A 10,134-nucleotide genomic window follows, 5' to 3' on the forward strand; every position below is an offset into this window, starting at 1 on the left:
GTGAGCTCTCACGGACGGCACCCCTGCCGGTACGAAGCCGGACTCGGTTCCGGATCGACGTCCTAGCGGTAGTTGACGAACTGCAGGGCGATGTCGAGATCTGCGTTCTTGAGCAGCGAGATCACTGCCTGCAGATCGTCCCGCTTCTTGCTGCTCACCCGCAGCTCCTCGCCCTGAATCTGGGCCTTGACGCCCTTGGGGCCCTCATCCCGGATCAGCTTGGAGATCTTCTTCGCGTTCTCCTGCGAGATACCTTCCACCAGCGAGCCGGTGAGCTTGTACGACTTTCCGGACTGGGACGGCTCACCCGCGTCGAAGGCTTTGAGCGACAGGTCGCGTCGGATCAGCTTCTCCTTGAACACATCGAGTGCTGCGATGACGCGGTCTTCGGTGTCTGCAGTGATGGTGATGGATTCCTCGCCTGCCCAGACGATGGATGCACCGGTGTTCCGGAAGTCGAAGCGATTCGAGATCTCCTTCGCGGCCTGGTTCAGGGCGTTGTCCACCTCCTGACGATCGACCTTGCTCACCACATCGAAAGACGAATCAGCCACGTTGTTGTCTCCACTTCGGATCAGTCGGTAGGGGGTTTCCAGCCGACGGTATCGCTTCGCGCAACCGTTGCCTTCTGGTGAGCAAACATAAACATGCCGTGCTTGCTTTCCCATCAGGCAGCCTCACCTTCTGATGAGGCAGTCCCGGTCTCACCCAGCGACTGCTGGTGCCGGGTCGACGCTTCATCGCCTGCGGCGTCGACCACTTCCGTGGTCGCACACATATGTTCGGTCCGCGAGGGTCAGGTTCGGTTTTCGCCTGCCACATCCCGAACACGTCTTGCTGGAAGAGGAATACCGGTCGGCTGTGCTGCCGCGCGGCCCTGCGTTGCAAGGCCCGTAGCCGTCCTTGGGCGGCGGTCAGGGACTTCGATGCCGGGACCCGGTCGAGTTCGCGTCCGTCCGGCGTGGCGACCACGATCAGCGAGTCGGCCTTGACGCCGACGTCGGCACCGACCACCGGTTCACCGGCCCCGACATGCTCCGGCACGGTGACAGTGCGGTGCACGAGGATCTGAAAGGCGACGTGCCACCGACCGGGCGAATCCTCGCTCAACGTGGCGGACAGGATGCGGGCGGTGCCCGCTTCGAGGCGGCGGGCGAGTTTGCGGGTGGACTCGCAGGTGTGGATCCGCCCCAACCGGGGCAGGGTGACGTGATGTCGGTCGGTCTCGACTCGGATGGTGCCGGTGGTGAATCGCACCGATCGGCGGGACCGGGCGGTCTTGAAGCGAGGGAACCCGATCGTTTTCCCGGCCCGCTTGCCTTTACGGGCGTTCCACTGCTTGCGCAATGCGGGCAGCGGCCATCCCAAGGCGGGTGTCAACTCGTCTTCGGCGATGCCGTAGGTGCGTTCGGCCTGCCGCTGGTTCATGACCGCTTTCACGGCGGCGAGCATCGTGTTGTGCGCTGTGCGGGCCCCGCCGGCGTGCGAGCGGAATGCCCGCACCTGCGCAGGGTCGGATCGAGCGCGAACTGGTAGGCCTGCGCGGTCCAGCCGTCGGGGATCTCGGATCGAGCCATCACGCGACCTCCGGTTCGGGTATGTCCTGTGTGGTGGCAGTGGCCGGCCGCATCGCACGACTGCGCGCACCGCTGTTCGCAGAATGTCGAGCAGTTCGTACCCCCATAACCACCCGGTTTGCAATCGAGGGGGGTATGCGTTGTATTGTTCCAATCGCATCGAGGACACGTCCCGAGTGCACCCGGCAGATTGCCCGAGCGGCCAATGGGAGCGGACTGTAAATCCGTCGGCTTATGCCTACGTAGGTTCGAATCCTACATCTGCCACACAGTACGGCCCCGGTCTTCGGACCGGGGCCGTCTGCATTCCGGGAGTGGTTCGTCCGGGGCGTTCGTATGAGGGAAGAGCGCAGTGGAGCTGCCGGTCGTGCGGTTCGGTGGTGCTCACGGTATCGAGCGTCGGTGCCCGCAAGATGCGTTTACATGCAACTACCAGCAGATTTTGTACTCACGGCGAGTGTGTGTAATCTTTTGGAGGCCGCAGGGAGCAGAGATGCTCACGGTGGCCGCGCCCCCTTAGCTCAGTCGGCAGAGCGTTTCCATGGTAAGGAAAAGGTCGACGGTTCGATTCCGTCAGGGGGCTCGCTGGATTGGAGTGGCGCTCTTTATCTGCGACACTCGACACCGAGGCGGTGTAGCTCAGTTGGTAGAGCAAACGACTCATAATCGTTGCGTCGCCGGTTCAAGTCCGGTCACCGCTACCGAAGTAGAACGAACCACCCTGATCCGACGTGATCAGATTTACGCGAAAGAAGGCATCCCGTGGCCTCCTCCACCGACGTTCGGCCGAAGATCACTCTGGCCTGCGAGGTGTGCAAGCACCGCAACTACATCACCAAGAAGAACCGTCGTAACGACCCCGACCGCCTCGAGCTGAAGAAGTTCTGCTCGAACTGCGGCACCCACCAGGCGCATCGCGAGTCGAAGTAGTCTGTTCGGGATCGACGTCGACGCGTGAGCTCTCCGCAGTACCGCCCACGCCGTTAGGCGTTGAGCGGAATTGCGGAGGTTTTGCGTATGACAGACATTCTTGTGAATGAACAACCCGTGGACGTGACCGAACGGGCCGGGATCCCGTTCGATGCCGCCGCTCATGCCGCGTCCATGGTCGGGCACCACTATCGTGTCGATGATTTCTACGAGGTCGGCCGCGAGAAGGTGCGTGAATACGCCCGCGCTGTGCTCGACCCTCACCCCGCGCATCACAACGAAGAAGCAGCGAAAGGTCTCGGGTACGACGGCCTGATCGCGCCGCTGACCTTCGTATCGATCATCGGGATGATCGCGCAGCGCAAGCTGTTCGAGGAGATCGTCACCGGATACGACCTCAGCCAGATCATGCAGACCGATCAGCGGTTGGTTTTCCACCGCCCGATCCAGGTCGGTGATCGGTTGTTCTGCGACGTGTACCTCGACGATTTCCGTCAGGTGGCAGGCAGCGACATCATCACCACCAAGAACGTCATCACGGATCAGTACGACAATCTTGTGCTGACCACGTGGACCACGCTTGTGGGTCGCACAGGTGGCGAGGTCGACGCGAATATCGCCGAGGCTGTCAAGGGTGTGATGATGCATGACGCTCCGTAGTTTCGATGACGTGACGGTGGGCGAGGAACTTCCCTCGCGCGTCGTGACGCTCACGCGTGGAAACCTGGTCAACTACGCCGGTGTGTCGGGTGATCCCAACCCGATCCACTGGAGTGACAAGGTTGCCGAACTTGCCGGTTTGCGCAACGTGGTCGGACACGGCATGCTCTCCATGGGTATCGCCGCCGGCTTCGTCACCGACTGGCTCGGCGATCCGGGCGCAGTGAACGAATACAATGTTCGTTTCACGAGCCCGGTGTTCGTGGAGGCCGACAAGGCCGCGGCAATCGAGTTCACCGGCAAGGTCAAGTCGGTGGACTCGGACAGCAAGACAGCAGTGGTCGCGATCGTGGCGAAGTCCGAAGGGCGTAAGATCTTCGGTCGGGCCACGGCAACGGTCCGCCTGGCCTGACGGTCGAGCGGATTGGGTAGTCCCGGGGCAATGAAGTACACTTGGGCTTCTGGGATCGTATAGCGCAGCGCGCTGCTCTTCGGTACTTGGATGTACCGGTGGGGTGGCGCGCGTGTCATGTGATCGCAGATCGGCCGATCTATGAGGTGTCGAAGACTCGACGCCGATGATCGGTCAAAGGGGCGTAGCTCAATTGGCAGAGCAGCGGTCTCCAAAACCGCAGGTTGCAGGTTCAAGTCCTGTCGCCCCTGCACCCGGACTGCCCAGCGACCGAGAGGAACGATGTGAGCGAGGAGCGCGGTAGGCGCGACGGCGACACCGGAGGGTTTGCACCCGGTGACGCTGGAACGGAAACCGGCGCAACCCCCGACGCTTCCTCGTCGGTTTCGCGTCCGAGTGGTAAGCGCGCAGTTCGCCGGTCCGGCGCAGCGCAGACATCCGCTTCTGTAGACGCCGAGGACTCGCCTGCCCGTCGGGCCGCGGTCCAATCGACCGACCGGTCCTCGCAGCAGAAGTCCGAGAACATCTTCAAGCGCCTGCGTCGATTCTTCCGAGAGGTCATTGCGGAACTCCGCAAGGTGATCTGGCCGAATCGCAAGCAGCTGACGACCTACACGCTCGTCGTCATTGCTTTCGTGGCAGTCATGACTGCCGTCATCTTCGGATTGGACCTGGCGTTCGCTCAGGGTGTCAACTGGTTGTTCGGCTAGCGCGTACGTGCGCAGGCAAATTGTGATCGACGAGAGGAAAGTGCCCCGGTGAGCACCCCCGAGAACGACTCCTACGAGCCCTCGGCCGACGAGAGCGTTTCGGACGAGGTCGTTGTCGACGAGGCAATCGTCGACCAGGCGGTCGTCGACGAACCCGCGACCGAAGAGTCGGTGGAGGCGGGCGCTCCGGCCGATGCCGAGACCGCCGACGAGGTCGATCCTGCAGAAGCGCTCGAGAAGCAGCTGCGCCTCGAGCCGGGCGACTGGTACGTGATCCATTCGTACGCAGGCTACGAGAACAAGGTGAAGACCAACCTCGAGACCCGCGTGCAGAACCTCGACCTGAGCGAGTACATCTTCCAGGTCGAGGTGCCCACCGAAGAAGTCACCGAGATCAAGAACGGGCAGCGCAAGCAGGTCAATCGCAAGGTGCTGCCCGGCTACATCCTGGTGCGTATGGAGCTGAACGACGAATCGTGGGGCGCCGTGCGCAACACGCCCGGTGTCACCGGATTCGTCGGTGCCACGTCTCGGCCGTCGCCGCTGACGATCAAGGAGGTCGTGAAGTTCCTCCTTCCGCAGCAGGCGAAGAAGAAGCCCGCCGCAGGTGCATCCGCAGCAGGCGAGCAGGCGCCCGCAGCCACCAGCAAGCCGGCCATCGAGGTCGACTTCGAGATCGGCGAGTCGGTCACCGTCATGGACGGTCCGTTCGCGACGCTGCCCGCGTCGATCAGCGAGGTCAACGCCGAGCAGCAGAAGCTCAAGGTCCTGGTGTCGATCTTCGGTCGCGAGACCCCGGTGGAGTTGTCCTTCACTCAGGTCTCGAAGCTCTGATTCGCCGATCCTTTCGACACACGAAAGCTTGCAGTAGGAATACGCAAGAACCACACCGAGCAAGAAACTAGGAATAGAGATGCCCCCCAAGAAGAAGAAGATCGCCGGGCTCATCAAGCTCCAGATCCAGGCCGGCCAGGCCAACCCGGCTCCGCCGGTCGGCCCCGCGCTGGGTCAGCACGGCGTCAACATCATGGAGTTCTGCAAGGCCTACAACGCAGCGACCGAGTCGCAGCGCGGCAATGTGGTGCCGGTCGAGATCACGGTCTACGAAGACCGCTCGTTCGATTTCAAGCTGAAGACTCCTCCGGCCGCCAAGCTGCTGCTCAAGGCTGCTGGTGTGCAGAAGGGCTCCGGTGAGCCGCACAAGACCAAGGTCGCCAAGGTGACGATGGATCAGGTGCGCGAGATCGCGAAGACCAAGCAGGAAGACCTCAACGCGAACGACATCGAGGCCGCAGCGAAGATCATCGCCGGTACGGCACGCTCGATGGGTATCACGGTCGAGGGCTGACCTCCGAAAGCACGTGTGGGAGGGCCGGCCAGGCCCGCACCACTCCCGAACCATTCACCTATCGGTGAGAAGTTAGGAAACAACATGGCAAAGCGCAGCAAGGCTTACCTCGCCGCCGCCGAGAAGATCGATCCGGACGCCCTCTACAGCCCGCTCGATGCAGCGAAGCTGGTCGAGGAGACCACGTCCAAGAACTACGACGCCACTGTCGAGGTCGCAATGCGCCTCGGTGTGGATCCGCGCAAGGCGGACCAGATGGTCCGCGGCACGGTGAACCTGCCGCACGGCACGGGCAAGACCGCCCGCGTCGTCGTCTTCGCTGTCGGCGAGAAGGCCGCAGAGGCCGAGGCTGCCGGTGCGGATGTCGTCGGTGCCGAGGATCTGATCGAGCGGATCCAGGGTGGATGGACGGACTTCGACGCCGCCATCGCGACCCCGGATCAGATGGCCAAGGTCGGCCGCATCGCTCGTGTTCTGGGCCCGCGTGGTCTCATGCCGAACCCGAAGACCGGTACGGTCACGCCGGACGTCGCGAAGGCTGTGACGGACATCAAGGGCGGCAAGATCAATTTCCGCGTCGACAAGAACTCGAACCTGCACTTCGTGATCGGCAAGGCATCGTTCGGCGAGACCAAGCTGGTCGAGAACTACGCTGCTGCTCTCGATGAGGTGCTTCGTGCGAAGCCGTCGAGCGCGAAGGGGCGCTACATCAAGAAGGTCACGATCGCGACGACCTCCGGTCCGGGCATCCCGGTGGATCCGGCGCGTACGCGTAACCTCCTCGAGCTTGCCGAATAGGCTGCAGTAGCACCTTCGGTCGTTCGACGAACGCAGAGAGCGGTCGGCACGGGTTTCCCCCGTGCCGACCGTTTTGCATTCCGGCCGTTCCATCCGCTAGTCTTTACCACGTAGTTCGGCATTGTGCCGATCTTCACCCCGATCATGTTCTACCCAAGACCGTTGGTCACCTTTTCCGCGTGCGGAATCGGTTGAAGGTCCGGATTTGTCCGGCGACCCACGCAGGAGGACGAGGTTAGGGGAGATGCGAGAGAATGTGCGCGTCGAGCCTTCGAGTTCGAACCGGATTCCACCGCCTTCTCCTTTTACGCCCCGTGTGCCCTGCGCCGGGGCGTTCGTCGTTTCTCGGCCCAACGCCTGTCGCAGGTGGGACGTCCCGTTCGGGACGCCGGGAAAACGACTGAAACTGAGAGGAGGCGAAGTATGGCAAAGCCCGAGAAGGTCTCCGCAGTTGAGGAGATCACCGAGCAGTTCAAGACCTCGACGGCCGCTGTGGTCACGGAATACCGTGGCCTGTCGGTGGGAAGTCTGACCGCGCTGCGTCGCGCGCTCGGAGAGGGTGCGACCTACTCCGTCGCCAAGAACACCCTGGTCAAGCGTGCTGCCGCTGAGGCGGGCGTCGAGGGTCTCGACGATCTGTTCGTCGGTCCGACCGCCATCGCGTTCGTCAAGGGCGAGCCGGTGGATGCCGCGAAGGCTCTCAAGGCCTTCGCGAAGGACAACAAGGCACTCGTCATCAAGGGCGGGTACATGGACGGCGACGTGCTGTCCGTGGACCAGGTCAACAAGATCGCGGACCTCGAGTCCCGCGAGGTTCTGTTGGCCAAGCTCGCCGGCGCGATGAAGGGCAACTTGGCAAAGGCCGCAGGCCTGTTCAATGCTCCCGCTTCCCAGGTGGCTCGCCTCGCGGCCGCCCTGCAGGAGAAGAAGGCGGCAGAAGAAGCCGCCTGACGCTGATCCGCATCACCGCGAATCTGCATCACCGCGAAACAGATACATCCACGCATGCTCCGGCATGCACCCTCCCAATCGGTCGCGGATCAGCGACATGGGACTTATCAGGAAGGACCGCCACCATGGCGAAGCTCACCACCGAAGAGCTGCTCGACGCGTTCAAGGAACTGACCCTGCTCGAGCTCTCGGAGTTCGTGAAGGCGTTCGAGGAGACCTTCGAGGTCACCGCTGCTGCTCCGGTTGCCGTTGCTGCTGCCGGCGCTCCGGCCGCTGCTGCCGAGGCTGCTGAAGAGCAGGACGAGTTCGACGTCGTCCTCGAAGGTGCCGGCGAGAAGAAGATCCAGGTCATCAAGGTCGTGCGCGAGCTCGTCTCCGGCCTGGGCCTGAAGGAAGCCAAGGACCTCGTCGAGGGTGCTCCGAAGCCGATCCTCGAGAAGGTTGCCAAGGACGCTGCAGAGGCCGCCAAGGCCAAGCTCGAAGAGGCCGGCGCCAAGGTCACCGTCAAGTAGGACGGTTTCCTCACTTCAGCGGGAGTTGCTCCCGCGCAGTGGCGCGAACGCAGAGCCGCCCCCACGGATTTCGAATCCGCGGGGGCGGCTTTTGTCGTGTGCACGCCCTTTGCTGCCCGAATCGGAATCGTCCGCGTGTTCCGGAGCATTTGCGAAGGTTGTCGAATACGGTACCCATTGTGTATCAGTGCAGGTCATCGCATAAGTATTCCTATGCTGGGGTCTTGATTTGCCAACTTACTCGCAAGTAGTATTCACTGTCACAGGTAACACTTCGATGCGATAGAGTGGCCCAACCCACAGGGGTGGATGGCGTCGAAACAGTGTGGAGGTAATCGTGGGCGTAGAGGTTTCTGTCGAGGGATTGACCAAGTCCTTCGGCTCGCAGCGGATCTGGCAGGACGTGTCGCTGACGCTGCCCGCCGGTGAGGTCAGTGCACTACTGGGTCCGTCCGGGACGGGCAAATCGGTGTTCCTCAAGTCCCTGATCGGGCTGTTGCGTCCCGAGCAGGGCTCGATCATCATCGATGGCACCGACATCCTGCAGTGCTCGAGCAAGGATCTGTACGAGATCCGCAAGTTGTTCGGGGTGCTGTTCCAGGACGGTGCCCTGTTCGGTTCGATGAACCTGTACGACAACGTGGCCTTCCCCCTTCGTGAGCACACCAAGAAGTCCGAGTCGGACATCCGCAAGATCGTGATGAGCAAGCTCGAGCTGGTGGGTCTGCTCGGAGCCGAGGACAAGCTTCCCGGTGAGATCTCCGGTGGTATGCGCAAGCGTGCCGGGCTCGCCCGCGCGTTGGTGCTCGATCCGGAGATCATCCTGGTCGACGAGCCGGACTCGGGTCTCGACCCGGTGCGCACGACGTACATCTCGCAGACGTTGATCGATATCAATGCGGAGATCGACGCGACGATTCTGATCGTGTCGCACAACATCAATCTGGCTCGTACGGTGCCGGACAACATCGGAATGCTGTTCCGCCGGCAGTTGGTTATGTTCGGTCCGCGTGAGGTGTTGCTCACGTCGGACGAGCCGGTGGTCAAGCAGTTCCTCAACGGCACGATGATCGGTCCGATCGGGATGTCGGAGGAGAAGGACGAAGCTCAGATGGCTCACGAGCAGGCGCTCGTGGACGCCGGGCACCATGCTGGTGGTGTCGAGGATGTCGAGGGCATCGTTCCGCAGATGCAGGCGACGCCGGGTATGCCGGTGCGACAGGCAGTGGGGCGGCGTCAGGACCGCGTCCGCCAGATCCTGCACACGCTTCCACCGGCCGCTCAGGCCGCGATCGTCGAATCGCTCGACGGCGAAGGGGCAGCGACGGCCTACCCCGAGCATGACTACCGCGAGCACGACTACCGCGACGACGACACCCAGGTGATCCCCGCGTACTCGCCCGAAGGATACGACCAGCCTCACGGCATGAAGTAGGAGAACAGATGGGGGGAAGTACCTCGCTCGTGCGCCCTGTGCACGGCGCGCTCACCCAGGCCGGTAACATCTTCGAGCTGTTCCTCGATGTCGTCCGCAACACCTTCCGACGTCCGTTCCAGTTCCGGGAATTCATCGAACAGGCCTGGTTCATCGCCAGTGTCACGATCCTCCCCACTGCAATGGTGGCAATCCCGTTCGGTGCTGTCGTATCGCTGCAAACCGGATCGTTGATCAAGCAGCTCGGTGCGGAATCGTTCACCGGTGCGGCGAGTGTGCTCGCGGTGATCCAGCAGGGCAGTCCGATCGTGACCGCGTTGCTGATTGCGGGCGCGGCGGGTTCGGCAGTCACGGCGGATCTCGGATCGCGCACCATCCGCGAGGAGATCGACGCGATGAAGGTGCTGGGCATCGACCCGATCCAGCGGTTGGTGGTGCCGCGTGTGCTCGCGATGGTGTTGGTTGCCCTGCTCCTCAACGGACTGGTCTCGGTCGTCGGTATCGCGGGCGGGTACTTCTTCAACGTCATCCTTCAGGACGGAACCCCTGGCGCGTACCTCGCGTCCTTCTCCGCGCTTGCCCAGCTTCCCGATCTCTATGTGGCGGAGCTCAAAGCGGCGATCTTCGGCATCATCGCCGGCGTCGTCGCGTCGTACAAGGGACTGAATCCGGGCCCCGGGCCGAAGGGTGTCGGCGAAGCGGTGAACCAGACCGTCGTCATCACGTTCCTGTTGCTGTTCTTTGCAAATCTGATTCTGACGATGGTGTATCTGCAGGTCGTGCCGGCGAAGGGGTCCTGAA

The 10,134-nt window shown here is 62.6% G+C and carries 13 protein-coding genes and 4 tRNA genes; 15 read left to right on the top strand and 2 right to left on the bottom strand.

Annotation, left to right across the window (positions count from 1 at the left end):
• Positions 1-62: 62 nt before the first annotated feature.
• The gene (locus ACZ46K_RS13405) at positions 63-554 is read right to left on the bottom strand and encodes a YajQ family cyclic di-GMP-binding protein (RefSeq protein ID WP_054805060.1); all 492 of its coding nucleotides are present in this window, start codon (positions 552-554) and stop codon (positions 63-65) included.
• On the bottom strand, positions 547-1,503 hold the full coding sequence (locus tag ACZ46K_RS13410) for a hypothetical protein (RefSeq protein ID WP_054805061.1): 957 nt from the start codon (positions 1,501-1,503) through the stop codon (positions 547-549). The genes ACZ46K_RS13405 and ACZ46K_RS13410 overlap by 8 nt, the downstream gene beginning before the upstream one ends.
• 258 nt (positions 1,504-1,761) lie before the next feature.
• Between ACZ46K_RS13410 and ACZ46K_RS13415 the strand changes: the two genes are divergently transcribed.
• The 15 genes from ACZ46K_RS13415 to ACZ46K_RS13485 all read left to right on the top strand — a co-directional run bounded on the left by ACZ46K_RS13415 (position 1,762) and on the right by ACZ46K_RS13485 (position 10,133).
• Positions 1,762-1,844: transfer RNA gene (locus ACZ46K_RS13415), tRNA-Tyr, on the top strand.
• Between the two features lie 243 nt (positions 1,845-2,087).
• Positions 2,088-2,160, top strand: a tRNA-Thr gene (locus ACZ46K_RS13420).
• 45 nt (positions 2,161-2,205) lie between these two features.
• Positions 2,206-2,278: transfer RNA gene (locus tag ACZ46K_RS13425), tRNA-Met, on the top strand.
• Positions 2,279-2,339: 61 nt separating this feature from the next.
• Positions 2,340-2,507 carry a 50S ribosomal protein L33 gene (rpmG, locus tag ACZ46K_RS13430; RefSeq protein WP_054713313.1) on the top strand — a complete coding sequence of 56 codons (168 nt, stop codon included), beginning with the start codon at positions 2,340-2,342 and terminating at the stop codon, positions 2,505-2,507.
• 87 nt (positions 2,508-2,594) lie between these two features.
• Positions 2,595-3,167, top strand: a complete 573-nt coding sequence (hadA, locus tag ACZ46K_RS13435; RefSeq protein WP_054805062.1) for a (3R)-hydroxyacyl-ACP dehydratase subunit HadA — start codon at positions 2,595-2,597, stop codon at positions 3,165-3,167.
• Positions 3,154-3,579 carry a (3R)-hydroxyacyl-ACP dehydratase subunit HadB gene (hadB, locus tag ACZ46K_RS13440; protein WP_054809498.1) on the top strand — a complete coding sequence of 142 codons (426 nt, stop codon included), beginning with the start codon at positions 3,154-3,156 and terminating at the stop codon, positions 3,577-3,579. The genes hadA and hadB overlap by 14 nt, the downstream gene beginning before the upstream one ends.
• A gap of 178 nt (positions 3,580-3,757) precedes the next feature.
• Positions 3,758-3,830: transfer RNA gene (locus ACZ46K_RS13445), tRNA-Trp, on the top strand.
• A 33-nt stretch (positions 3,831-3,863) separates the two neighbouring features.
• Positions 3,864-4,289: a preprotein translocase subunit SecE gene (secE, locus tag ACZ46K_RS13450; RefSeq protein ID WP_054805078.1), complete on the top strand. Its 426-nt coding sequence runs from the start codon at positions 3,864-3,866 to the stop codon at positions 4,287-4,289.
• Positions 4,290-4,337: 48 nt separating this feature from the next.
• A complete protein-coding gene (gene nusG / locus ACZ46K_RS13455) occupies positions 4,338-5,123 on the top strand; it encodes a transcription termination/antitermination protein NusG (protein WP_054805063.1) in 786 nt (261 codons plus the stop codon).
• Between the two features lie 79 nt (positions 5,124-5,202).
• Positions 5,203-5,637 (top strand): 50S ribosomal protein L11, encoded by a 435-nt coding sequence (gene rplK / locus ACZ46K_RS13460; RefSeq protein WP_006552290.1) that lies wholly within the window; start codon positions 5,203-5,205, stop codon positions 5,635-5,637.
• An 84-nt stretch (positions 5,638-5,721) separates the two neighbouring features.
• A complete protein-coding gene (gene rplA, locus ACZ46K_RS13465; RefSeq protein WP_464748695.1) occupies positions 5,722-6,435 on the top strand; it encodes a 50S ribosomal protein L1 in 714 nt (237 codons plus the stop codon).
• A 423-nt stretch (positions 6,436-6,858) separates the two neighbouring features.
• Positions 6,859-7,386, top strand: coding sequence for a 50S ribosomal protein L10 (rplJ, locus tag ACZ46K_RS13470; protein WP_054805066.1), 528 nt, complete (start codon positions 6,859-6,861; stop codon positions 7,384-7,386).
• A 125-nt stretch (positions 7,387-7,511) separates the two neighbouring features.
• On the top strand, positions 7,512-7,898 hold the full coding sequence (gene rplL / locus ACZ46K_RS13475) for a 50S ribosomal protein L7/L12 (RefSeq protein WP_054805067.1): 387 nt from the start codon (positions 7,512-7,514) through the stop codon (positions 7,896-7,898).
• Positions 7,899-8,232: 334 nt separating this feature from the next.
• On the top strand, positions 8,233-9,333 hold the full coding sequence (locus ACZ46K_RS13480; RefSeq protein WP_464749310.1) for an ABC transporter ATP-binding protein: 1,101 nt from the start codon (positions 8,233-8,235) through the stop codon (positions 9,331-9,333).
• Between the two features lie 8 nt (positions 9,334-9,341).
• Complete coding sequence (locus tag ACZ46K_RS13485; protein WP_054809495.1) at positions 9,342-10,133, top strand: MlaE family ABC transporter permease; 792 nt, start codon at positions 9,342-9,344, stop codon at positions 10,131-10,133.
• Position 10,134: the final 1 nt, after the last annotated feature.

It is taken from the genome of Rhodococcus sp. JCM 9793 (assembly GCF_055380405.1).

Bases quoted from the DNA above. Each gene is read 5' to 3' on its own strand.
- hadA (WP_054805062.1), top strand. From the start codon at position 2,595: ATGACAGACATTCTTGTGAATGAACAACCCGTGGACGTGACCGAACGG.
- hadB (WP_054809498.1), top strand. From the start codon at position 3,154: ATGACGCTCCGTAGTTTCGATGACGTGACGGTGGGCGAGGAACTTCCC.
- rplK (WP_006552290.1), top strand. From the start codon at position 5,203: ATGCCCCCCAAGAAGAAGAAGATCGCCGGGCTCATCAAGCTCCAGATC.
- rplA (WP_464748695.1), top strand. From the start codon at position 5,722: ATGGCAAAGCGCAGCAAGGCTTACCTCGCCGCCGCCGAGAAGATCGAT.
- rplJ (WP_054805066.1), top strand. From the start codon at position 6,859: ATGGCAAAGCCCGAGAAGGTCTCCGCAGTTGAGGAGATCACCGAGCAG.
- rplL (WP_054805067.1), top strand. From the start codon at position 7,512: ATGGCGAAGCTCACCACCGAAGAGCTGCTCGACGCGTTCAAGGAACTG.
- ACZ46K_RS13485 (WP_054809495.1), top strand. From the start codon at position 9,342: ATGGGGGGAAGTACCTCGCTCGTGCGCCCTGTGCACGGCGCGCTCACC.